The sequence below is a fragment of the Nocardioides cremeus genome, from assembly GCF_030518195.1.
Taxonomy (GTDB): Bacteria; Actinomycetota; Actinomycetes; order Propionibacteriales; family Nocardioidaceae; genus Nocardioides; species Nocardioides cremeus.
Window position 1 is genome coordinate 18,464 of sequence record NZ_JAULSC010000013.1, and the last position, 21,451, is coordinate 39,914.

Below are 21,451 nucleotides of genomic sequence, written 5' to 3' on the forward strand. Positions count from 1 at the left end.
CGGGGTCAGCCGGGGTCAGCCCAGGAGCAGGCTGAGCACCGCGACCAGCCCGGCGCCGACCACGAGGCCGAGCTGCACCAGCGCCGGGCGGCGTACGACGTCGGCGGCCAGGGCGGCCTGCTCGGGGCTGCCGATCTTGACGCGGCGCCGGCTGCGGGCCCCGGCGACCATCTCGCGCAGCCGGTCCTCGACGTAGTCGGCGTAGCTCATGCCCTCCTCGGCCACCAGGCCCTCGCCGGGCACCGGGGTCATCGCCAGCTCGCGGGTGGAGCGGGGCTTCTTCAGCGCCTGGCGGAAGGTGCGCCCCACCGCCGGCGAGACGTAGCGCTTGTCGCCGACGCGGACGGCCAGCACCTGGCGCACCACGACCGACTCGACGGCCGCCAGCGGCAGCCGCACGGTCTCGAAGAGGTTGACCAGCTCGAGCTCGTCGTCGGTGGCGCGCACGACCGGCTTGAGCATCGAGCCGTGCACCAGCGCCCCGACGAGCACCGCCACGGCGACCCCGGTCACCCCGATGCCGGAGCCGGGGTCGACCAGCGCGATCACGACCACCCCGGCGCAGACCAGCAGGCCGACCACCCCGAGGAAGCGACCACTGGTCGGCTTGAAGACCTCGACGTACTCCTGCGGGGCGCTCATGCGGTGGTGCTCCTGTCGTGGGCCGTGGGCGTGCGATCCGACGGTTGTGGCGCCGTCGGCCGCCAACCCTATGCTGGTCCAATGCCCACCACGCCCACCACGGAAGCCCCGGCCGCCACCGCCGCCGGCTCCGCACCCGGCGGGGACTTCTCGGACGTCACCCGCTCCGACGCGTCCCTGCGCCGGTTCCTCCACGGCCTGCCCGGCGTCGACCAGGTCGGCGCCGACGCGCGCGCCGCCTCGCTCGGCACCCGGTCGATCAAGACGACCGCGAAGGCGCAGGCGCTCGACCTGGCCATCCGGATGGTCGACCTGACCACGCTCGAGGGAGCCGACACCGACGGCAAGGTCCGGGCCCTGGCCTCCAAGGCCGTGCGCCCCGACCCCGCCGACCCGACCTGCCCGTCGGTCGCGGCCGTGTGTGTGTACGGCGACCTCGCGGCCACTGCGCGCCAGACCCTCGGCGACAGCGGCGTCCACGTCGCCGCCGTGGCCACCGCGTTCCCCAGCGGCCGCGCCTCGCGCGAGATCAAGCTCGCCGACACCCGCGACGCGGTCGCGGCCGGCGCCGACGAGATCGACATGGTCATCGACCGTGGCGCGTTCCTGTCCGGTCGCTACCTCGAGGTCTTCGAGGAGATCGTGGCGGTCAAGGAGGCCTGCGGGCCCGCGCACCTCAAGGTGATCTTCGAGACCGGTGAGCTGCAGACCTACGACAACGTCCGTCGTGCCTCGTGGCTGGCGATGATGGCCGGCGGCCACTTCATCAAGACCTCCACCGGCAAGACCCAGCCGGCAGCGACCCTGCCGGTGACCATGATCATGCTCGAGGCGGTGCGCGACTGGCGCGCGGCCACCGGGCAGATGGTGGGCGTCAAGCCCGCCGGCGGCATCCGCACCGCCAAGGACGCGATCAAGTACCTGGTGACCGTCAACGAGGTCGCCGGCCCCGACTGGCTCGACCCCGACTGGTTCCGCTTCGGAGCCTCCACGCTGCTCAACGACCTGCTGATGCAGCGCACCAAGATGCGCACCGGCCGGTACTCCGGCCCCGACTACTTCACCCTGGACTGATCGCATGAGCATCTTCGAGTACGCACCCGCCCCCGAGTCCCGCGCGATCGTCGACATCAAGGGCTCCTACGGGCTCTTCGTCAACGGTGAGTTCACCGACGGCCACGGCACCCCCTTCAAGACGGTCAACCCGGCCACCGAGGAGGTGCTCGCCGAGGTCGCCGAGGCCGACGCCTCCGACGTCGACGCCGCGGTCAAGGCCGCCCGCAAGGCCTACGACAAGGTCTGGGGCCCGATGCCCGGGCGCGAGCGCGCCAAGTACCTCTACCGGATCGCGCGCATCCTGCAGGAGCGCGCCCGCGAGATCTCGGTGCTGGAGACGATCGACAACGGCAAGCCGATCAAGGAGTCGCGCGACGTCGACGTGCCGACCGCGGCCGCCTTCTTCTTCTACTACGCCGGCTGGGCCGACAAGCTCGAGCACTCCGGCTACGGCAGCACCCCGCTCGGCGTAGCCGGCCAGGTCATCCCCTGGAACTTCCCGCTGCTGATGCTGGCCTGGAAGATCGCCCCGGCCCTGGCCTGCGGCAACACCGTGGTGCTCAAGCCGGCCGAGACCACGCCGTTGACGGCGCTGCTCTTCGCCGAGATCTGCCAGCAGGCCGACCTGCCCCCGGGCGTGGTCAACATCATCACCGGCGCCGGCGCCACCGGCGAGACGCTGGTGGGCCACCCCGGCATCGACAAGGTCGCCTTCACCGGCTCCACCGGCGTCGGCAAGGCCATCGCGCGCACCGTCGCCGGCAGCGACAAGAAGATCACCCTCGAGCTGGGCGGCAAGGCCGCCAACATCGTCTTCGACGACGCGCCGATGGACCAGGCGATCGAGGGCATCGTCAACGGCATCTTCTTCAACCAGGGCCACGTGTGCTGCGCCGGCTCGCGGCTGCTGGTGCAGGAGTCGGTGGCCGACGAGGTGCTCGAGCGCCTCAAGCGCCGGATGTCGACGCTGCGCCTGGGCGACCCGCTCGACAAGAACACCGACGTGGGCGCCATCAACTCCGCCGCCCAGCTGGCCCGCATCCACGAGCTCTCCGACGTCGGCGAGGCCGAGGGCGCCGGGCGCTGGTCGCCCGAGTGCGAGCTGCCCGCCAACGGCTTCTGGTTCCCGCCCACGGTCTTCACCGGGGTCAGCCAGGCGCACCGCATCGCGCGCGAGGAGATCTTCGGCCCCGTGCTGTCGGTGCTGACCTTCCGCACGCCCAGCGAGGCGGTCGAGAAGGCCAACAACACGCCGTACGGGCTGTCGGCCGGCATCTGGACCGACAAGGGCTCGCGCATCCTCGACATCGCCGGGCGCCTGCGCGCCGGCGTGGTCTGGGCCAACACGTTCAACAAGTTCGACCCCACCAGCCCCTTCGGTGGCTACAAGGAGTCGGGCTACGGCCGCGAGGGCGGGCGCCACGGCCTCGCCGCCTACCTGAAGGGAGCCGACGCGTGAGCACCCGCATCGACGTCCGCAAGACCTACAAGCTCTTCATCGGCGGGGCCTTCCCCCGCTCGGAGTCGGGCTACTCCTACGTCGTCAACGACCACAAGGGGGCCTTCGTGGCCAACGCCGCGCTCGCCTCGCGCAAGGACGCCCGCGACGCCGTCGGCGCCGCCCGCAAGGCCCAGTCCGGCTGGGCCGGGCGCACCGCCTACAACCGGGCGCAGATCCTCTACCGCGTCGCCGAGGTGATGGAGGACCGCCGCTGGCAGTTCGTGCAGGCCGTCCAGCAGTCCGAGGGCCTCTCGGGCAGCAAGGCCGAGCGCGTCGTCGACGAGGCCGTCGACCGCTGGGTCTGGTACGCCGGGTGGGCCGACAAGCTCGCCCAGGTGGTCGGCAACGCCAACCCCGTGGCGGGGCCGTTCTTCAACCTCTCCACCCCCGAGCCGACCGGCGTCGTGGCGGTGCTCGCCCCCGAGCGCTCCTCGCTGCTGGGTCTGGTCTCGGTGCTGGCCCCGGTGATCGTCAGCGGCAACACCGCCGTGCTGGTCTCCTCCTACTCGCGCCCGCTGCCGGCGGTGAACCTCGCCGAGGTGCTCGCCACCAGCGACGTGCCCGGGGGCGTGGTCAACATCCTGACCGGCAAGGCGGCCACCGTGGCGCCGTGGCTGGCCGCCCACATGGACGTCAACGCCATCGACCTGACCGGTGTCGCGGGCGATGCCGCCCTGGCCACCGACCTCGAGGTCGCGGCCGCCGACAACCTCAAGCGGGTGCGCCGAGCGCCCGCCGCCGAGCCCGACTGGAGCGCCGAGCCCGGCCTCGAGCCGATGACGGCGTTCCTGGAGACCAAGACGGTCTGGCACCCCATGGGGGTGTGAGCGCCCTGCTCGCCCGGGTCATCGTCCTGGCCGGCCCCTCGGGGTCGGGCAAGTCCCGGCTCGCCGAACGACTCGGCCTGCCGGTGCTGCGCCTCGACGACTTCTACAAGGACGGCGACGACCCGTCGCTGCCCCGCATCACCGAGGGTCCCAACGCCGGGATCGTCGACTGGGACCACCCCGACTCGTGGCTCCCGGACGACGCCCTGGCGACCATGCGCGAGCTGTGCGAGACCGGTCGCGCCGAGGTGCCGATCTACGAGATCGCGCGCAACGGCCGCACCGGGTGGCGCCCGGTCGACCTGGGCGGGGCGCCGCTCTTCGTGGCCGAGGGCATCTTCGCCCCCGACGTGGTGGAGCCGGCGCGGGTCGCCGGCCTGCTCGCGGCGGCGTACTGCATCAGGCGCAGCACGGCGCGCACGTTCTGGCTGCGGCTGACCCGCGACCTGCGCGAGCGGCGCAAGCCGCCGCTGGTGCTGGTGCGCCGCGGGCTGGCGCTGGCCAGGGCCCAGCGCGGCGTGGTCGCCGACGCGGTCGCGAAGGGCTGCGAGCCGGTCGCGCCCGCCGAGGCGCTCGAGCGGGTCGCGGCGCTGCGGCCGGGCCGTGTCTGACCCCCGCTGGCCGCACCGCCAGCCCGACCAGCGTTCCTGCGGGGCCGCCTGCCTGGTCGTGGCGGCCATGAGCACCGACGCGTCGTACGACGCCCGGCTGCGCGCCGACCCCGGCCTCTGGCCCGGCGAGGTGCTGCGCACGCACCGCGAGGTGACCGGGCTGCGGGACGCCGGCCGGCTGGCGGTGCCGTGGCCGCGGCTGCTGGGCACTCCCCCGTGGTCGGTCTCGCGACGGCTGGGGCACCGCCCCGGTGCGCGGTGGCGCACCCGACTGCTGCGCCTGAGTGATCGGGGCGAATCGTTCGACGCGTTGCTGGTGCTGGCACGCGAGGGCGTGCCGCTGCCGCTCTACGTCGGCTCGCGGCTGCTGCCGCGGCACGTGGTGCTGGTGGTCGGCGCCGGCGGCGAGGGCCTGCTGGTGTGGGACCCGGCCCGCGGCGCGACGCTGCGGGTGACCCGGGAGTCGTTCGAGACCGGGCGGCTTCCGTTCGGGCGCTGGCGCACGCCGTGGTTCGTGGTCGTCCCGCGCCGGCTCGCCGGCTGAGGCGTCCCGTCTAGGTTCGTCGGTGGAAGCTGACCTGGTGGTCACCGCCGACGTCCGACTCGTACTCGGGGTCGTGGATGCGGCGGTGGTGGTAGGGGCAGAGGAGTCGTCCGCGGGCCAGGTCGGTGTGGCCGTGGCAGGACCAGGGGTCGTCGTGGTGGGCGTGGCACATGGCCGGCGGGGCGTCGCAGCCGCGGGCGGTGCAGCCACCATCGCGGATACCCATCGCGATCCGTTGTGCAGGGGTGAAGTAGCGCTTCGCTCGCCCTACGTCGAGCGGCTGGCTGCCCCCGTCGAGCACGACGGGTACGACGCCGGCCTCGCACGCGAGCCGCCGTGCGGTGGCGGCGCTGATCCGGTCACCGGTGTCGAGCGTGGCCGCCGCCAGACCGTCCTTCAGCGAGTCAAGGGTCATCGTCACCACGACGGTCGCGTTGACGCCGCCGGCCTTCGGCAGGTCGTTGGGATTCAGGCGCTCGACGAGCTCCACGAACGCCGCACCCAGCCGCTGCGCGGTCGGGCGGCGTACCGGCACCGGCGCCTCGCTCTGCTCCTCCTGAGCCTCGCGGGTGGCCATCTGGTGCTTCGGTGCGGCGAACGCCAGCAGCGCCCGCTCCAGCATCTGCCCCACCAGCAGGGGAACCGTGAAGGACCCCTTGATGCGACCATGGCCGTCCTCGCGCATCCGGAACACCGCGGACTTCTCCGCCTCCCGCTCCTCGCGGTCCAGCTGTTCGGCCTCCCACGCCTCGGCCACCTCGGGTGCGACGACCTCGAGGATCCGTCGCCCCAGCACCCGCAGGCCCTTGGCGTCGTGGACCTCCGCGAACGCGACCAGGGCCTTAGCCGCCTGCTCCAGCACAGTCGGGTCGAGGTCGTCGGGCAGCTCGTTCAACGCGGTGCAGATCACCGATGCCTGCTCCGCGATCACGTCACCACGTCCGAGCGCTTCCCGCACCACGTCGTACCGGTCGAGACCACTCGCGAGGCGGACCTGGCGGAACGACTCCCGCTTCGTCGACCGCGTCGCGTTGGAGTGCCACACCGCCACCGACGGCGACGCGTTCGTCTCCGCCACCGCCACAGTCTCGGCGTGCACCAGGGTCCGCGACTTCAGCTCGACCACCCTCGCCTCGAGCCGCGCGATGTCGACCATCGCCTCCGCCGTCGCCGCCTGGCCCATCGACCAGGTCGGCACCTCGGCGAGCTCGTCGAGCAGCGAGTGCATGCGCGCGACCGCCCCGTTGATGGGGTGCGCCGCGGTGGTGGCCATGAGAGAAGTCTCCCAGGGGCCACCGACAAAGAAGCAGGTCAGAAGGGGTTTTCCACAGGCCGACGAGAACTATTTCTGATTACTTTCTCAACCACCTCGGCGAACCGGATGGCGAGGCCGCCATCCGCCCTGCAGGCGTGGTCAGTGAGCGTCGATGAGGGAGCTCAGTGGCGGCACGTGCAGGTCACACCTGTCGACGTGCCGGTCGAGCACGACGAGGATCGCGGCACGCATCGCCGACACCCGGTCCTCGTGGGCGAGGATGAGGGCGGCCGGGTAGCTCACGTTGAAGCAGCCGTAGCCACGGCGGCCGACGACCCGACTGGTATCGCCGAACGTCACGTTGAGGCCGTCGTTGCTCTCGTCCCGCAGGTAGTCGTCGACCCAGGTGGGAATCCCGGGCCGGGCTCCGACGAGCTGCCTCCAGGCAGTGTCGAGCGCGTCGTCCCAACCGTCGACCTCGACCTTCTCCCCAGCTCGTCCACTTCCCGCCGTGACGCGGTACAGGTCGTCGCTGAGCCATGCCACACCGAAGGGCACAGCCGGGCTGGGCGCCAGCACGGGCGGGAGGCGCCGGCCTGCGTCAGTCGTCACGCAGGGCTCGGTGCTGGTCGAGGTTCTGCCCCGCTTGCGGATCCGGCACCGTGTCGGCGTCGACCGTGGCGATCGTCTGGTCGAGCCGCTCGTCCGGGGGCAGGCTGCTGTAGTCCATCGCGCCCTTGGCCCCCTTCGGGCGGTTCTCTGCTGCTGACATCCCCCGAGCCTAGATCTGTACTCCGGCCCCCAACAGTGTCGTGGCCGAGTCGCCACCCGAGCCACGGCCCAGGGGTGCGGCAGCAACCGGACCACGGCCCGAAACGGTTGCCAGTTCACCGCCCCCGCCGCAGCCACCGCTACAGCGTGCGGGCGATGCCGAGGATGACCACCCAGGCGACGGGCAGCGACATGCCCAGGCCGAGCATGATGCGCGCCAGGGCCAGGGAGGTGGCGCCGGCGCCGGCGGTGGGGTCGGCGCTGGCGAGCACGACGCGCGAGGGGTGGCGGGGGTCGTAGCGGACCTCGACCCGCTCCCCCACGTGCGGCACCGGCGGCTCGACGCCGGTCATGGTCTGCGCCTCGACGTCGCGCTCACCGGCGCGGTAGCGCAGCTGCTGGTAGTAGATGGTGACCGGCTCGCCGGCCATCGCCACGTCCTTGGGCAGCGACTCGAGCACCTCGGCGGTCGTCGGCTCGGAGCGGTCGCCGAAGCCGGCCGCCTCGCGCCGCTGGTGCAGGCCGCGGGCGGCCAGGACCACACCTGCGAGCAGCGCCAGCACCGCGGCGCCCAGCATCACCACGCTCAGGGCGAGGCTCATGCACCCTCCGCGGCCAGGGCGGCGTACCCGGGCTTGACGACCTCGTCGATGATCGCCAGCCGCTCGTCGAAGGGCAGGAAGGCCGACTTCATCGCGTTGATCGTGAACCAGCGCAGGTCGTCGAGGGTGTAGCCGAACGCGTCGACGAGCGCGGTCATCTCCTTGGTCATCGTCGTGTCCGACATCAGCCGGTTGTCGGTGTTGACCGTGACCCGGAAGCGCAGCCGCGTCAGCAGCCCGATCGGGTGCTCGGCGATCGAGGTCGCCGCACCGGTCTGCACGTTGCTCGCCGGGCAGAGCTCGAGCGGCACCCGCCGGTCACGCACGTACGCCGCCAGCCGGCCCAGCTTCACGCTGCCGTCGTCGCCGACCTCGATGTCGTCGATGATGCGCACCCCGTGCCCGAGCCGGTCGGCCCCGCACCACTGCAGCGCCTGCCAGATCGAGGGCAGCCCGAAGGCCTCGCCGGCGTGGATGGTGAAGTGCCCGTTCTCGCGCTGGAGGTACTCGAAGGCGTCGAGGTGGCGGGTCGGGGGGTAGCCGGCCTCGGCGCCGGCGATGTCGAAGCCGGCCACGCCGCGGTCGCGCCAGGCCACCGCGAGCTCGGCGATCTCCATCGAGCGGGCCTGGTGGCGCATCGCGGTCAGCAGCTGGCGCACCACGATCGCGCCGTCGGCTGCGACGACCGCCTCGTCGATGCCCTGCTGCACCGCGGCGACGACCTCGTCGAGGCTCAGCCCCTCCTCGACGTGCTGCTCGGGGGCGTAGCGCACCTCGGCGTAGACGACTCCGTCGGCGACCAGGTCCTCGACGAACTCGCGGGCCACCCGGGTCAGCGCCGGCGCCGTCTGCATCACCGCGACGGTGTGGGCGAAGGTCTCGAGGTAGCGCTCCAGCGAGCCGGAGTCGGCGGACTCGGCGAACCAGCGCGCGAGCGACTCGACGGTGTCGGCCGGCAGCTCGTGGCCGACCTCGCGGGCCAGCTCCAGGACCGTCGCCGGGCGCAGCCCGCCGTCGAGGTGGTCGTGCAGGACGACCTTGGGCGCGCGGGCGACCTGGTCGGGGGTGGGGACGATAGGTTCGGTGGCAGTGCCGCTCATGGCGGCATCCTCGCACCCCACCACCGGGCACCCCCCAGACAGGAGCAGTCCATGCGCGTGTTCACCTCCCTCGACGAGGTCTCCGAGGCCGCCGGCCAGGAGCTCGGCACCAGCGAGTGGGTCGAGATCGACCAGCAGCGGGTCGACACCTTCGCCGACGCCACCGGTGACCACCAGTGGATCCACGTCGACGTCGAGCGCGCGAAGGACGGCCCCTTCGGCGGCACCATCGCCCACGGCTACCTGACGCTGTCGCTGGTGCCGTGGCTGGGCAGCAAGGTCTTCAGCTTCGACACCCCCGGCGCCAAGCTCAACTACGGCGTCAACAAGGTGCGCTTCCCCAACCCCGTGCGCGTGGGCAGCCGGATCCGCGCCACGGTCACCCTCGGCGAGGTCACCGACATCCCGGCCGGCAAGCAGGCCACCGTGCGCTACACCGTCGAGATCGACGGCGCCGACAAGCCGGCCTGCGTCGCCGAGTCGGTCGTGCTGCTGCTCACCGACTGACCACCAGCCAGGGGCGGTCAGCCCAGCCGGTCGACCACCAGGTCGGCGAACGGGCCGGCCGACCCGGGCGCCAGGTCGAGGTAGAGGCCGGGCTCGATGAGCTCGAGCTCGCTGACCGCGAGCCGGCCGTCGAGCTCCATCATGTCGACGCGTGCGTAGTCGAGGCGCTGCTCGAGCAGCGCCTCGGCCGCCCGCACCGCGTCGAGCGCCAGCCGTTCGGCCGCGGGGTCGACGTCGACCAGGGTGCTGCGCCCACCGTGCTCGGTGTGCACCCGCACCTCGCCGGCGCCCGGCACCTTGTCGACCTGGGTTCGCGCCACGCCGTCGAGCACCACCACGGAGGTCTCGCCCCGGGTGCGCACCGACTCCACGAGCGGCTGCGCCAGCCACGGCCCCGGCGTCAGCCCGACCAGCCGGTCGTCCTCGACCGAGTCGATCACGACCACGCCCACGCCGCCCGCGCCGATGCGCGGCTTGACCACCACGCTCCCCCAGCGGTCCAGGGCGCGCTGCAGCCCCCCGACCAGGTCCTCGTCGTCGACGAGCTCGGAGGGCACCACCGGCACGTGCTCGCCCAGGGTCTCGAGATAGGCCTTGTCGGTGTTCCAGTCGAAGACGGCGCCGCCGTTGAGCAGGCGGGTCTCCTTCTCGACGCGGGCCACCCAGTCGCGCCACGCCGGCAGGCGGCGCTGGTAGTCCCACGTCGCGCGGACCGCCACCAGGTCGGAGGCGGCCCAGTCGACCTCCGGGTCGTCCCAGGTCGCCCAGGCGGCCTCGACGCCACGCTCGGCGAGGGCGTCGACGAGCAGCGAGCCACCAGGCTCGCCCTCGGGCATCAGGCAGAACGTCGCGAGCAGCACACGGGCATCCATGCCTCCATGCTGTCAGGCCCCGGCGCCCTCAGCCGTACGGCGTCAGCAGCTGGTCGACCGGGGCGTGGTCGTCGGTGAGCACCTCGGCCCCGTCGACCCACTCCCGCAGGGCCGCGCCGGTGAGCAGCCGCCAGCCGGTGTCACGCTCGTCGAGACCGGCCTGCACCTGCTCGAGGTCGAGCGGCGCCGGCGAGGCCAGGGCGACCAGGTTGCCGCCGTCCTCGCGGGCCAGGGTGGCGGGCGGGGCGAGCAGCGCGACGTGCTCGAAGACCGCGTCGAGCGTGGCCAGCTCGGCGCGTGCGAAGGCCAGCGGCCCCCGGTCGATGAGGTTCTGCACGTAGGCGCCGTCGTCGACCAGCACCCGCCGCACCTCGCGCACCGCCTCCAGCGTGGTCAGGTGCCAGGGCACGCTCAGCCCACCGAAGGCGTCACCCACCACCACGTCGTACGCCGCGTCGTCGAGGCTCTCGATCCCCAGGCGGCCGTCCTCGACGCGCACCTCGAGGTCGGGGCCGGTCTCGAGCCCGAGCCGCTCGACGTCGAGGTCGACCACGCCGGCGTCGATCTCGGAGACCAGGCTGCGGCTGCCGGGGCGGGTCGCCTCGAGCCACCGCGGCAGGGTCAGCCCGCCGCCACCGAGGTGGTAGGCCTCCAGCGGCTCGCCGGCCGGGCGCACCGAGTCGATCGCGGCGGCCGCCGCGCGCACGTAGGCGAACTCGAGGTGGGTCGGGTCGTCGGGGTCGACGTAGGAGTGCCGCACCCCGTCGAGGACCAGCACCAGGCCGCCGTCGCGCTCGGGGTCCTCCTGCACGACCGCGCAGTGGTAGGTCGTCTCGACGTCGCACCCGCCGGGCGCGGCCGCCGCCCCCAGGCCGCCGAGCAGCACCAGGGCCACCGGCGCCGCGACGGTGCGCCAGCCGCGCACCCGCCAGTCGACCAGCACCCCGCAGACCACGAGCGTGACGCCCAGGGCGACGAGGATGGCGCTGACGGGCACCAGCGAGATGAGGAAGAAGCCGGTGACCACGGTGCCTGCGATCGACCCGGCGGTGGCGATGCCGGAGAGCCGGCCCACGACGGTGCCGGTCTCCTCGAGGCTGGTCAGCTGCAGCTTGGTGACCATCGGGGTGATCGCCGAGAGCAGCGCCCCCGGCACCACGATCGTGACGATCGCGGCCGGCACGACCAGGGTGCCGGCGCCGGTCTCGGCCCCTCCGCGCACCAGCAGCGGCGTGAGCGCCACGACCACCCCGGAGATGCCGAGCAGCGGCCCCAGGGTGCGCCGCGGCGGCACCCGGTCGGCGGCCCGGCCGCCGGCCCAGGAGCCGAGCGCGATCGCGGAGAGCGCGAGCCCGATGACCAGCGTGCTGGTCTCGAGCGTCAGCCCCAGGTACGGCGCCAGCAGCCGCAGCGCCACCAGCTCGACGACCAGCACGGCCGCCGAGGAGCCGAAGACCAGGGCGACGGCGCCCCTCTCGTTCACGGCTGCTCGTCCATGCTGCCCGCTCAGCCGATGCGGTCGATCACCAGCGGGTCGGGGGTGAAGTCGCTTCCCGCGTCGCTGATGTCGTAGCCGTCCTCGAGCGAGGCCAGCGCGCGCTCGAAGCGCTCGGGCTCGTCGGTGAGCAGCGTGAAGAGGGGCTCGCCGGCGGTGACCTCGTCGCCGGGCCGGGCGTGCCACACGACGCCGGCACCGGCCTGCACCGGGTCCTCCTTGCGGGCCCGGCCGGCGCCCAGGCGCCACGCGGCCATCCCGACCGCCATCGCGTCGAGGCGGGTCAGCACGCCGCTGGTGGGTGCCTCGACGACGTGCTCCTCCTTGGCGCGGGGCAGCTCGGCGTCGGGGTCGCCGCCCTGGGCGCGGATCATCGCCTTCCAGGTGTCCATGGCCGAGCCGTCGGCGAGCTTGTCGGCCGGGTCGACGTCGGTGACGCCGGCAGCGGCGAGCATCTCGCGGGCCAGGGCCACGGTCAGCTCGACCACGTCGGCGGGCCCGCCACCGGCGAGCACGTCGACGGACTCGGCGACCTCGATCGCGTTGCCGGCCGTCCGGCCCAGCGGGGTGGACATGTCGGTGAGCAGCGCGACCGTGGTGACGCCGGCGTCGTTGCCCAGCGCCACCATCGTCTCGGCGAGCTCGCGGGCGTCCTCGATGGACTTCATGAAGGCGCCGGTGCCGACCTTGACGTCGAGCACCAGCGCACCGGTGCCCTCGGCGATCTTCTTGCTCATGATCGAGGAGGCGATCAGCGGGATCGCCTCGACGGTGCCGGTGACGTCGCGCAGCGCGTAGAGCTTCTTGTCGGCCGGGGCCAGCTCGGCGCCGGCGGCGCAGATGACGGCGCCGATCTCCTCGAGCTGCTCGAGCAGCGCGGAGTTCGAGAGGTCGGCCTGCCAGCCGGGGATCGCCTCGAGCTTGTCGAGGGTGCCGCCGGTGTGGCCCAGCCCGCGACCCGACAGCTGCGGCACCGCCACGCCGCAGGCGGCCACCAGCGGCGCCAGCGGCAGGGTGATCTTGTCGCCCACGCCGCCGGTCGAGTGCTTGTCGGCGGTGGGCCGCGAGAGCCCGGAGAAGTCCATCCGCTCGCCGGAGGCGATCATCGCCTGCGTCCAGCGGCTGATCTCGCCGCGGTCCATGCCGCGCAGCAGGATCGCCATGGCCAGCGCCGACATCTGCTCGTCGGCGACGTCGCCACGGGTGTAGGCGTCGACCACCCAGTCGATCTGGCTGTCGCTCAGGCCGTGGCCGTCGCGCTTGGCCTGGATGACCTCCACCGCATCGTGCTTGCTCATCGTTTCCTCTCGTCCAGGGCGTCGGGGCCGAACGCGTCGGGCAGCACCTGGTCCATGGTCCGCAGACCGCTGACCGTCCAGAGCACCAGCTCGCGTCCGCCGTTCTCGAACAGCAGCTGGCGGCACCGGCCGCAGGGCATGATCACCTGGCCGTCGCCGCCCACGCACACGAAGTGGGTCAGGCGGCCGCCGCCGGTGAGGTGCAGCTGGCTGACCAGACCGCACTCGGCACACAGCGTCACGCCGTACGCCGCGTTCTCGACGTTGCACCCCACGACCGTGCGGCCGTCGTCGACCAGCGCCGCGGCCCCGACGGGGTAGGACGAGTAGGGCGCGTAGGCCCGGTGCATCGCCTCCACCGCGCGCTCCCGCAGCGACTCCCACGGCTCGCCGTGGACCTGCTCCGCTTCTGCCATCGTCCCTCCTCGGTCGGGTCCCAGTGGACCACGAGGCACCACCCGCCGAGCGCGGAGTGGGTGCGGCCACGAGGTTCCAAGTCGATAACTGTTGAGGTCTGCCGTCGTGATGCGGCCCCGCGCCACCCCCTTCGGTACTACCGTTCCGTCGTTGGCCCCCGGAGGTGAGGGGCTCGGAACTGGAGGAACACGTTGAACAGCATCAGGAAGACCGTCGTCGGCGGCATTGCAGCCCTCGCGGCCACCACGACCCTCGTGGCCTGCGGCGACGCACCCAGCGAAGAGAACAGCACCGGCGCCGACGGGTCGAGCGACTTCCTGCCCTGCATCGTCTCCGATGCCGGCGGATTCGACGACAAGTCCTTCAACCAGCTGAGCTTCGAGGGCGTCGAGAAGGCCGCCGAGGAGATCGGCACCGAGGCCAAGGGCGTCGAGTCCAACAGCGAGAACGACTACGGCCCGAACCTCGACAGCCTGGTCGCCGAGGGCTGCGACATCATCGTCTCGGTCGGCTTCGCGCTGGCCGCGGCCACGGTCGAGTCGGCCAACGCCAACCCGGAGATGCAGTACGCCCTCATCGACGACGCGGCCGACACCGACTTCGACGGTGAGAAGGACGCCGACAACGTCAAGCCGCTCCTCTACGACACCGCCCAGGCGGCGTTCCTCGCCGGCTACGCGGCTGCCGACTACACCAAGACCGGCGTCGTGGGCACCTACGGCGGCCAGCCCTTCCCGACCGTCACCATCTTCATGGACGGCTTCCGCCAGGGCGTGGAGTACTACAACGAGCAGAAGGATGCCGACGTCGAGGTCGTCGGCTGGGACGGCGAGAACGGCTCCTTCACCGGTGGCTTCGAGGCCAACGAGAAGGCCACCAACACCGCCAAGCAGCTGCTCGACCAGGACGTCGACGTGATCCTGCCGGTCGGCGGCCCCATCTACCAGGGCGCGCTGACCGCGATCGCCGACTCGGGTCGCGACATCGCCATGATCGGCGTCGACGCCGACCAGTTCGAGACCGACCCGGCCACCCAGGACGTCATCATGACCTCCATCCAGAAGGGCATGGACGTCTCGACGTACGACACGGTCATGGCCGCCAGCAACGGCGAGTTCGACCCGACCGCCTACGTCGGCACCCTCGAGAACGAGGGCGTCAGCCTCGCCCCGTTCCACAACTTCGAGGACAAGGTCTCCGACTCGCTGGCCGACGAGATCGAGCAGGTCAAGGCAGGCATCATCGACGGCTCCATCAAGGTCGAGTCCTACCTCAACTGAGCACCGGCGGGGGGAGGCGGGCCACCACGGCCGGCCTCCCCCCGCTTCCACGTCCACCACTCCCCTGTCTCGCTCCCCTGTCTGGCAAGGACCCACCCCATGCAACTGGCCCTACGCGAGGTGACCAAGCGCTTCGGCAGCCTGGTCGCCAACGACCGGATCTCGTTGACCGTCGAGGGCGGTGAGATCCACTGCCTGCTCGGGGAGAACGGCGCCGGCAAGTCGACGCTGATGAACGTCCTCTACGGCCTCTACCGCGCCGACGAGGGCCAGATCGTCCTCGACGGCGAGGTCCAGTCCTTCACCGGTCCCGGCGACGCCATCGCGGCCGGCATCGGCATGGTCCACCAGCACTTCATGCTCGTCCCGGTCTTCACCGTCGCCGAGAACGTGATGCTCGGCAACGAGGAGACCGGCTTCGCGGGGTCCCTGGACCTCGAGGCCGCGCGCGAGCGCGTGCGCGAGATCTCCGCCCGCTTCGGCTTCCACGTCGACCCCGACGCCGTGGTCGGCGACCTGCCGGTCGGCGTCCAGCAGCGCGTCGAGATCATCAAGGTGCTCTCCCGCGACGCCAAGGTGCTCGTCTTCGACGAGCCCACCGCGGTGCTGACCCCGCAGGAGACCGACGAGCTGATGGAGATCATGCGCGAGCTGCGCCGCTCCGGCGCCGCGATCGTCTTCATCACCCACAAGCTGCGCGAGGTCCGCGAGGTCGCCGACCGCATCACCGTGATCCGCCGCGGCCAGGTCGTGGGCGAGGCCGAGCCGTCGGCCAGCAACGCCGAGCTCGCCGCCATGATGGTCGGGCGGCCCGTCGAGCTGACGGTCAGCAAGAAGGAGCCCGAGCTCGGCGCCGCGTCCCTCGTCGTCGAGGGGCTCACCGTCGTCGACCCGGCCGGGCTCGTGCAGGTCGACGACATCAGCTTCGAGGTCCGCGACGGCGAGATCCTCGCGGTGGCCGGCGTCCAGGGCAACGGCCAGACCGAGCTGACCGAGGCGCTGCTGGGCCTGCAGCACCACGTGCTGGGCTCGATCCGCCTCGACGGCCGCGAGCTGGTGGGCCGCAAGGTCCGCGACGTGCTCGACGCCGGGGTCGGCTTCGTCCCCGAGGACCGCCAGGTCGACGGCCTGGTCGGCTCCTTCACGATCGCCGAGAACCTGATGCTCGACCGCAGCTTCGGCGCCCCCTTCGTGCGCGCCGGCTCCCTGCAGCTCTCCGCGCTGCAGGAGTTCGCCGAGGAGAAGCTGGCGCAGTACGACGTGCGCGCCCCCGGCATCACCACCCCCGCCGGCAACCTCTCCGGCGGCAACCAGCAGAAGGTCGTGGTGGCCCGCGAGCTCTCGCGCGAGCTGCGCCTCCTGGTGGCGGCCCAGCCCACCCGCGGCGTCGACGTCGGGTCCATCGAGTTCATCCACAGCCAGATCGTCGCCACCCGCGACGCCGGGGTCCCCGTCATCGTGGTCTCCACCGAGCTCGACGAGGTCGTCGCGCTCGCCGACCGCATCATGGTGCTCTACCGGGGCCGGGTGGTCGGGATCGTCCCGGCCGACACGCCCCGCCAGGTGCTCGGCCTGATGATGACCGGAGAACCCCCCACAGGAGACGTCGCATGAGCCGCCCCGAGGACCAGCCCACCGGAGCCGGGAGCCAGGGCATCCCCGGCCCCACCGACCGCACGGCCGGCACCAGCACCGCGACCGGCCAGGCGGCGACACCGCCGCCGTCCGAGGACCGGTGGCGCGAGGCGGTGCGTGCCATCACCACCGGCAACGGACTGGTCGCGCTGCTCTCGGTGCTGCTCGCGGTGGCGATCGGCTCGCTGCTGATCCTGGTCACCGACGACGCGGTGCGCGAGACCTCCGGCTACGTGTTCTCGCGCCCCGGCGACTTCTTCTCCGCGGCCGGCCAAGCGATCTCCGGTGCCTACGGCTCCCTGTTCCGCGGCTCGATCTACAACTCCCGCGGCGCCGACTTCGCCTCCCAGATCCGGCCGCTGACCGAGACCCTGAAGTTCGCCGGCCCGCTGATCATGGCCGGGCTCGGCGTCGGGCTGACCTTCCGCGCCGGCATGTTCAACATCGGTGGCCGCGGCCAGATGCTGCTGGCCGGCGCCGCGGCGGGCTGGGTCGGCATCAACGTCGACCTGCCCTTCCCGCTGCACCTGGCGGCGGCCGTGCTCGCCGGCATGGTCGCCGGCGCCTTCTGGGCCGGCATCGCGGGCGTGCTCAAGGCCCGCACCGGCGCCCACGAGGTGATCGTGACGATCATGCTCAACTACGTGGGCTTCTACCTGGTCTTCTACGCCCTCTCGCGCCAGAGCCTGCTGCAGGCGCCGGGGTCCATCAACCCCAAGTCGCTGCCCATGCAGGACTCCGCGATCCTGCCCGACCTGCTCGGCGACCGGTTCAACCTGCACCTGGGCTTCGTGCTGGCCCTGGTCGCGGTGGCGGTCGTGTGGTGGGTGCTGAACCGCTCGGCCCTCGGCTTCCGCTTCCGCGCCGTGGGCGCCAACCCGCACGCGGCCCGCACCGCAGGCATCGACGTGGGCCGCACCTACGTGCTGGCGATGCTGATCTCGGGAGCGCTGGTCGGCCTGGCCGGCGCCAACCAGATCCTCGGCACCGCCACCAGCGGCGTCACCGTCGACCTCGACGCCGGCATCGGCTTCGACGCCATCACCGTGGCCCTGCTGGGCCGCTCGCACCCGCTGGGCATCCTCGGGGCCGGGCTCCTCTTCGGCGCCTTCAAGGCCGGCGGCTTCTCGATGCAGGCCTCCGAGGGCATCCCGGTCGACATCGTCCTCGTCATCCAGTCACTCATCGTGCTGTTCATCGCCGCTCCCCCGCTGGTGCGGGCTATGTTCCGCCTGCCCGCCCAGGAGGCCAAGTGAGCACGCCGCACGCCGCCGCTCCCACCGACGACCGCGCCGGGCGGCCCGACGGCCCGCACGTGATGACGACGGCCAGCCCCAAGGTCGCGATCATCCTGGGCGTCGTCACGCTCCTGCTCGCCGCGGTGGTGGCGTTCGGCTCGCAGACCGGTGACACCACCTTCCGGCTCTCGACCCGGCGCGACCTGGCCCAGCTGCCCGACGTCACCGTGCCCGCCAACGCCACCGCCTGGGTGGCGATCGTGCTGATGGCCCTGGCCACCGCCGAGGCGGTGCGCCGCTACCTGGCGCGCACCAAGGTCCCGCTCTGGCTGCCGGCGGCGTACGGCGTCGTGGCCATGATCGGCTTCCTGGCCTGGGCCGCCGCCGGTGCGACGCTGCCGGTGATCGGTCTGCTCGCCGGCGCGCTGGCGCTCGCGGTGCCCCTGGTCTTCGGCGCCCTGGGCGGCGTGCTGGGCGAGCGGGTCGGCGTGGTCAACATCGCCATCGACGGCCAGCTGCTGGCCGGCGCCTTCGCGGCCGCGCTGGTCGGCTCCCTGCTCGGCTCGGCCTGGGCCGGCCTGATCGGGGCGATGCTCGCCGGTGCGCTGGTCGGGCTGGTGCTCGGCGTCTTCGCGATCAGCTACTTCGTCGACCAGGTGATCGTCGGCGTCGTGCTCAACGTGCTGATCATCGGCCTGACGAGCTTCATGTTCTCGCAGGTCCTGGCGCCCAACGCGGCCACGCTCAACAGCCCGCCGCGCCTGGGCCCGGTCTCGGTCCCGCTGCTGGGCGAGATCCCGGTGATCGGGCCGATCCTGTTCCGCCAGTCCGTCGTGGTCTACCTGCTCTACGTGGCCGTGGCCGTGGTGACCTGGTCGCTCTACCGCACCCGGTGGGGCCTGCGCGTGCGCGCCGTCGGCGAGCACCCCCAGGCCGCCGACACGGTGGGCATCAACGTCCTGCGCACCCGCTACCGCACCCTGCTGATCGCCGGCGCGACCGCCGGCGCCGGTGGCGCGTTCTACACCCTGGTCTCGGTCTCGCAGTTCAACCGCGAGATGACCGGTGGCGCCGGCTACATCGCCCTGGCTGCGGTCATCTTCGGCAAGTGGGACCCGATCCGGGCGACGCTGGCCGCGCTGCTCTTCGGCTTCGCCTCCAACCTGCAGGGCGTCCTGTCGGTGATCGGCTCCCCGGTGCCCAGCGAGTTCATGCTGATGCTGCCCTACGTCGTCACCGTCTTCGCGGTCGCCGGGCTGGTGGGCCGCTCGCGGCCACCCGCGGCGGTGGGCACGCCCTACCGCAAGGGCTGAGCGGCGGCGCGCAGCGCGACCTCGGCGAGCAGGCGGGCCCCGATGACCAGGGCCCGCTCGTCGACGCGGAGGTCGCCCTGGTGCAGGTCGTACGTCGCTCCCCCGGGGGTGCGGGTGCCCAGGCGCATCATGGCGCCGGGCACCTCGTCGACGTACCAGCCGAAGTCCTCGCCGCCGAGGCTCTGCGGGGCCAGCACCCGCCCGTCGGGGCCGAGCACGGAGGCGACGGCGTCGCCGAGCAGCTTGTGGGAGACGGCCTCGTTGACCACCGGCGGGACCCCGCGCACGTAGTCGACGTGGGCGGTGACGCCGTAGGGGCGCACGATCTCGTGCACCATCTCGCGCACCATCTTCTCGGCGTCGGCCCAGGCGGCGGCGTCGAGGATGCGCACCGTGCCCGACAGCAGCCCCCGCTCGGGGATCACGTTGGGGGCGCTGCCGGCCTCGATGCGGCCCCAGACGACCGAGACGCCGGAGCGGGGGTCGAAGCGGCGCGAGAGGATCGCGGGCAGCTCGGTGGTGACCTTGGCCAGCGCGAAGGTCAGGTCGGCGGTCAGGTGGGGCCGCGAGGTGTGCCCGCCCGCGCCCTCGAAGCGCACGTCGACCTGGTCGGCGGCGCTGGTCATCGGGCCCAGGCGCAGGCCCACCTGGCCGACGTCGACGCCCGGGTCGCAGTGCAGCGCGAAGACGCGGTCGACGCCGTCGAGCAGGCCGAGCCCGATCAGGCGCAGCGCTCCCCCGGGCATCACCTCCTCGGCCGGCTGGAAGAACAGCCGCACCCGTCCGGTCAGCAGCCCCTCGGCGTGGGCGCGTGCGATCGCGCCCGCGGCGCCGACGAGCACCGTGGTGTGCACGTCGTGGCCGCAGGCGTGGGCCACGCCGGGCACGGTGCTGCTCCACGGGTCGCCGGTCGTCTCCTGCACCGGCAGCGCGTCGAGGTCGGCGCGCAGGCCCACGACCGGGCGGGCGCTGCGCTCCCCCAGGTCGGCGACCAGTCCCGAGCCGGGCAGCCGCTCGATGCGCCAGCCCAGGGCCTCGAGCCGCTCGGCGACCACCGCGGTGGTGCGCGTCTCCTCCCACGACAGCTCGGGGTGGGCGTGCAGGTCGCGGCGCAGCAGCGAGAGCGCCTCGGCGCCCGCCTCCACCTCGTCGCGGACGAGGTCGCGGAGGCGGGCGTCGGGGCGTGCGTCGCTGGACATCGGGCCCAGGCTAGTGGGCCCGCCCGCGCCGCCGCTCGGCTAGGTGGTGCTGGACACGACGGCTACGGCAGCGGGAAGCTGCGCACCATGCCCCCGGGCTTCTCGCCCGGCCCGGCACCGACCAGGACCTCGGTGGTGGCCCACAGCCGTCCGCCAGCGATCTCGAGGTCGCCGGGCAACGTCACCCGGCGCAGCGTGGTCGGCTCACCGGTGCCGTCGGCGACCCGCACGATCCGGCCACCGAAGAGCTCGGCCACGTAGATGTCACCGTTGTCGGCGACCGCGAGCCCGGTGGCGCTCAGCAACCCGCGCACCACCTTCTCGATCGCGCCGGTGCCGGGATCGATCCGGTAGACCGCCCCCAGCCTGCCGACGCTGCCGTCCTCGGGCCCGCCGGGCAGCGACGTCACGTAGAGCTGCCCGTCGGGTCCCACCTCGACGTCGGTCGGCACCGCCTCGAAGCGGTAGCGCGAGCCGACCGTGCAGCGCGGCAGGCCGTTGCGCCTGGCCATCGACTTGGTCACCTTCGCCTTCGCCGGGGGCACCACGGCCAGGGTCGAGATGTCGCCGGCCTCGGAGATCGCCACGACCGTGTTCGCGCCGGCGTCGGCCACGTAGACGGTGCCGTCGTGGCTGGTCGATGCGTAGGGATGGGTCTCGACGTGGCCCGTGTACCTCGCGGGCCGGACGTAGCCGGGCAGCCTGGCCTCGCACTTCCTGCTCAAGCTCGAGAACCCGTAGGTCACGTCGCCGTCGGCGTTGTCGGCGCGCTCGTGCCTGCCGAGGTCGGCGAGGCCCCGGTCGGTGCCGTCGGCCCGGACCTGGCGGATCTTGCCCACCTCGTTGTTCCCCCGCGAGACGGCGTAGGTCACCACGCCCTCGTGCACGGAGACGGCACCGATCTCACCGCCACGGCGCACCGACGCGACCACGCGCCGCCTGCCGTCCGGGGTCACCTCCACCAGCCGGCCGGCGAAGTTCTCCGAGACGTGGACGGTCCCCTCGTCGCCCACCGCCAGGCTCAACGGCGTCACCAGGCCGCGCACCTCGGGCCGCGCGGACGGATCCGGGGCCCGGGCGGCCATGGTGGGGGCGATCATCGAGCCGGTCACCAGGGTGGTGACGGACACGATGCCGGCTAGAGCGGCGCTGCGACGGATCGGGTGCACGACGGCCTCCTGGAGAAGAGATGGTGACCGATCGTGCTCCCGTCCCGCGCGGGCGCGCATGACCCGCGTGCGCCATCTTCACCGGGCCCCGCCTGGCCCGTCCGGGCTCCCCCGTACGG

Annotated in this window: 22 protein-coding genes; 10 read left to right on the plus strand and 12 right to left on the minus strand. The window is 72.7% G+C overall.

The features are described from left to right. Nucleotides 1–15: 15 nt before the first annotated feature. The gene (locus QWJ41_RS13205) at nt 16–642 is read right to left on the minus strand and encodes a hypothetical protein (RefSeq protein ID WP_302708876.1); all 627 of its coding nucleotides are present in this window, start codon (nt 640–642) and stop codon (nt 16–18) included. 81 nt (nt 643–723) lie between these two features. Here QWJ41_RS13205 and deoC point away from each other — a divergent pair, with 81 nt between their 5' ends. Genes deoC through QWJ41_RS13230 form a run of 5 tightly spaced genes read left to right on the plus strand, consistent with a single transcriptional unit; the run spans nt 724 to nt 5,181 of the window. Beyond that, nucleotides 724–1,716 carry a deoxyribose-phosphate aldolase gene (deoC, locus tag QWJ41_RS13210; protein WP_302708878.1) on the plus strand — a complete coding sequence of 331 codons (993 nt, stop codon included), beginning with the start codon at nt 724–726 and terminating at the stop codon, nt 1,714–1,716. Between the two features lie 4 nt (nt 1,717–1,720). Then, nucleotides 1,721–3,157 carry an aldehyde dehydrogenase family protein gene (locus QWJ41_RS13215; protein ID WP_302708879.1) on the plus strand — a complete coding sequence of 479 codons (1,437 nt, stop codon included), beginning with the start codon at nt 1,721–1,723 and terminating at the stop codon, nt 3,155–3,157. Next, nucleotides 3,154–4,026 (plus strand): aldehyde dehydrogenase family protein, encoded by an 873-nt coding sequence (locus QWJ41_RS13220; RefSeq protein WP_302708880.1) that lies wholly within the window; start codon nt 3,154–3,156, stop codon nt 4,024–4,026. Before QWJ41_RS13215 ends, QWJ41_RS13220 begins: the two co-directional genes overlap by 4 nt. Then, complete coding sequence (locus QWJ41_RS13225) at nt 4,023–4,637, plus strand: ATP-binding protein (RefSeq protein WP_302708881.1); 615 nt, start codon at nt 4,023–4,025, stop codon at nt 4,635–4,637. Before QWJ41_RS13220 ends, QWJ41_RS13225 begins: the two co-directional genes overlap by 4 nt. Next, the gene (locus tag QWJ41_RS13230; protein ID WP_302708882.1) at nt 4,630–5,181 is read left to right on the plus strand and encodes a hypothetical protein; all 552 of its coding nucleotides are present in this window, start codon (nt 4,630–4,632) and stop codon (nt 5,179–5,181) included. Before QWJ41_RS13225 ends, QWJ41_RS13230 begins: the two co-directional genes overlap by 8 nt. 10 nt (nt 5,182–5,191) lie before the next feature. On the opposite strand, the gene QWJ41_RS13235 is transcribed toward QWJ41_RS13230, so the two are convergent. The 5 genes from QWJ41_RS13235 to QWJ41_RS13255 all read right to left on the minus strand — a co-directional run bounded on the left by QWJ41_RS13235 (nt 5,192) and on the right by QWJ41_RS13255 (nt 8,909). After that, nucleotides 5,192–6,454: an HNH endonuclease signature motif containing protein gene (locus tag QWJ41_RS13235; protein ID WP_302708883.1), complete on the minus strand. Its 1,263-nt coding sequence runs from the start codon at nt 6,452–6,454 to the stop codon at nt 5,192–5,194. Nucleotides 6,455–6,595: 141 nt separating this feature from the next. Further along, nucleotides 6,596–7,048, minus strand: a complete 453-nt coding sequence (locus QWJ41_RS13240) for a hypothetical protein (protein WP_302708884.1) — start codon at nt 7,046–7,048, stop codon at nt 6,596–6,598. Then, a complete protein-coding gene (locus QWJ41_RS13245) occupies nt 7,038–7,208 on the minus strand; it encodes a hypothetical protein (RefSeq protein WP_302708885.1) in 171 nt (56 codons plus the stop codon). The genes QWJ41_RS13240 and QWJ41_RS13245 overlap by 11 nt, the downstream gene beginning before the upstream one ends. Nucleotides 7,209–7,347: 139 nt before the next feature. Continuing rightward, nucleotides 7,348–7,809, minus strand: coding sequence for a DUF3592 domain-containing protein (locus QWJ41_RS13250; protein WP_302708886.1), 462 nt, complete (start codon nt 7,807–7,809; stop codon nt 7,348–7,350). Further along, nucleotides 7,806–8,909, minus strand: coding sequence for an adenosine deaminase (locus QWJ41_RS13255; protein WP_302708887.1), 1,104 nt, complete (start codon nt 8,907–8,909; stop codon nt 7,806–7,808). The genes QWJ41_RS13250 and QWJ41_RS13255 overlap by 4 nt, the downstream gene beginning before the upstream one ends. Before the next feature lie 51 nt (nt 8,910–8,960). Between QWJ41_RS13255 and QWJ41_RS13260 the strand changes: the two genes are divergently transcribed. Further along, complete coding sequence (locus tag QWJ41_RS13260) at nt 8,961–9,416, plus strand: MaoC family dehydratase (RefSeq protein ID WP_302708888.1); 456 nt, start codon at nt 8,961–8,963, stop codon at nt 9,414–9,416. Between the two features lie 17 nt (nt 9,417–9,433). Here the strand turns inward: QWJ41_RS13260 and QWJ41_RS13265 are convergent, their stop codons facing one another. The 4 genes from QWJ41_RS13265 to QWJ41_RS13280 are packed head-to-tail and all read right to left on the minus strand — an operon-like array spanning nt 9,434 to nt 13,497. After that, nucleotides 9,434–10,288, minus strand: a complete 855-nt coding sequence (locus tag QWJ41_RS13265; protein WP_302708889.1) for an ATP-grasp domain-containing protein — start codon at nt 10,286–10,288, stop codon at nt 9,434–9,436. A 28-nt stretch (nt 10,289–10,316) separates the two neighbouring features. Continuing rightward, the gene (locus QWJ41_RS13270) at nt 10,317–11,771 is read right to left on the minus strand and encodes a fused MFS/spermidine synthase (protein WP_302708890.1); all 1,455 of its coding nucleotides are present in this window, start codon (nt 11,769–11,771) and stop codon (nt 10,317–10,319) included. Between the two features lie 23 nt (nt 11,772–11,794). Next, entirely contained in the window at nt 11,795–13,081 is a 1,287-nt protein-coding gene (locus tag QWJ41_RS13275) for a thymidine phosphorylase (protein WP_302708891.1), read from the minus strand. After that, complete coding sequence (locus QWJ41_RS13280; protein ID WP_302708892.1) at nt 13,078–13,497, minus strand: cytidine deaminase; 420 nt, start codon at nt 13,495–13,497, stop codon at nt 13,078–13,080. The genes QWJ41_RS13275 and QWJ41_RS13280 overlap by 4 nt, the downstream gene beginning before the upstream one ends. A gap of 192 nt (nt 13,498–13,689) precedes the next feature. On the opposite strand from QWJ41_RS13280, the gene QWJ41_RS13285 reads away from it, so the two are divergent. The 4 genes from QWJ41_RS13285 (at nt 13,690) to QWJ41_RS13300 (ending at nt 18,964) form a co-directional block, all read left to right on the plus strand. After that, the gene (locus QWJ41_RS13285; RefSeq protein WP_302708893.1) at nt 13,690–14,778 is read left to right on the plus strand and encodes a BMP family lipoprotein; all 1,089 of its coding nucleotides are present in this window, start codon (nt 13,690–13,692) and stop codon (nt 14,776–14,778) included. 99 nt (nt 14,779–14,877) lie between these two features. After that, the gene (locus QWJ41_RS13290; RefSeq protein WP_439117328.1) at nt 14,878–16,392 is read left to right on the plus strand and encodes an ABC transporter ATP-binding protein; all 1,515 of its coding nucleotides are present in this window, start codon (nt 14,878–14,880) and stop codon (nt 16,390–16,392) included. After that, nucleotides 16,389–17,669: an ABC transporter permease gene (locus QWJ41_RS13295; protein WP_302708894.1), complete on the plus strand. Its 1,281-nt coding sequence runs from the start codon at nt 16,389–16,391 to the stop codon at nt 17,667–17,669. Before QWJ41_RS13290 ends, QWJ41_RS13295 begins: the two co-directional genes overlap by 4 nt. Next, nucleotides 17,666–18,964: an ABC transporter permease gene (locus tag QWJ41_RS13300; RefSeq protein ID WP_302708895.1), complete on the plus strand. Its 1,299-nt coding sequence runs from the start codon at nt 17,666–17,668 to the stop codon at nt 18,962–18,964. The genes QWJ41_RS13295 and QWJ41_RS13300 overlap by 4 nt, the downstream gene beginning before the upstream one ends. Here the strand turns inward: QWJ41_RS13300 and QWJ41_RS13305 are convergent. Further along, nucleotides 18,949–20,163 carry an amidohydrolase gene (locus tag QWJ41_RS13305; protein WP_302708896.1) on the minus strand — a complete coding sequence of 405 codons (1,215 nt, stop codon included), beginning with the start codon at nt 20,161–20,163 and terminating at the stop codon, nt 18,949–18,951. The genes QWJ41_RS13300 and QWJ41_RS13305 overlap by 16 nt on opposite strands. A gap of 62 nt (nt 20,164–20,225) precedes the next feature. Next, nucleotides 20,226–21,332 carry a ScyD/ScyE family protein gene (locus QWJ41_RS13310; protein ID WP_302708897.1) on the minus strand — a complete coding sequence of 369 codons (1,107 nt, stop codon included), beginning with the start codon at nt 21,330–21,332 and terminating at the stop codon, nt 20,226–20,228. Between the last annotated feature and the right edge of the window lie 119 nt (nt 21,333–21,451).

Coding starts and splice junctions, on each gene's coding strand:
- QWJ41_RS13205 (WP_302708876.1), bottom strand. CDS start 642: ATGAGCGCCCCGCAGGAGTACGTCGAGGTCTTCAAGCCGACCAGTGGT.
- deoC (WP_302708878.1), top strand. CDS start 724: ATGCCCACCACGCCCACCACGGAAGCCCCGGCCGCCACCGCCGCCGGC.
- QWJ41_RS13215 (WP_302708879.1), top strand. CDS start 1,721: ATGAGCATCTTCGAGTACGCACCCGCCCCCGAGTCCCGCGCGATCGTC.
- QWJ41_RS13235 (WP_302708883.1), bottom strand. CDS start 6,454: ATGGCCACCACCGCGGCGCACCCCATCAACGGGGCGGTCGCGCGCATG.
- QWJ41_RS13245 (WP_302708885.1), bottom strand. CDS start 7,208: ATGTCAGCAGCAGAGAACCGCCCGAAGGGGGCCAAGGGCGCGATGGAC.
- QWJ41_RS13250 (WP_302708886.1), bottom strand. CDS start 7,809: ATGAGCCTCGCCCTGAGCGTGGTGATGCTGGGCGCCGCGGTGCTGGCG.
- QWJ41_RS13255 (WP_302708887.1), bottom strand. CDS start 8,909: ATGAGCGGCACTGCCACCGAACCTATCGTCCCCACCCCCGACCAGGTC.
- QWJ41_RS13260 (WP_302708888.1), top strand. CDS start 8,961: ATGCGCGTGTTCACCTCCCTCGACGAGGTCTCCGAGGCCGCCGGCCAG.
- QWJ41_RS13265 (WP_302708889.1), bottom strand. CDS start 10,288: ATGGATGCCCGTGTGCTGCTCGCGACGTTCTGCCTGATGCCCGAGGGC.
- QWJ41_RS13275 (WP_302708891.1), bottom strand. CDS start 13,081: ATGAGCAAGCACGATGCGGTGGAGGTCATCCAGGCCAAGCGCGACGGC.
- QWJ41_RS13280 (WP_302708892.1), bottom strand. CDS start 13,497: ATGGCAGAAGCGGAGCAGGTCCACGGCGAGCCGTGGGAGTCGCTGCGG.
- QWJ41_RS13290 (WP_439117328.1), top strand. CDS start 14,878: ATGCAACTGGCCCTACGCGAGGTGACCAAGCGCTTCGGCAGCCTGGTC.
- QWJ41_RS13295 (WP_302708894.1), top strand. CDS start 16,389: ATGAGCCGCCCCGAGGACCAGCCCACCGGAGCCGGGAGCCAGGGCATC.
- QWJ41_RS13305 (WP_302708896.1), bottom strand. CDS start 20,163: ATGTCCAGCGACGCACGCCCCGACGCCCGCCTCCGCGACCTCGTCCGC.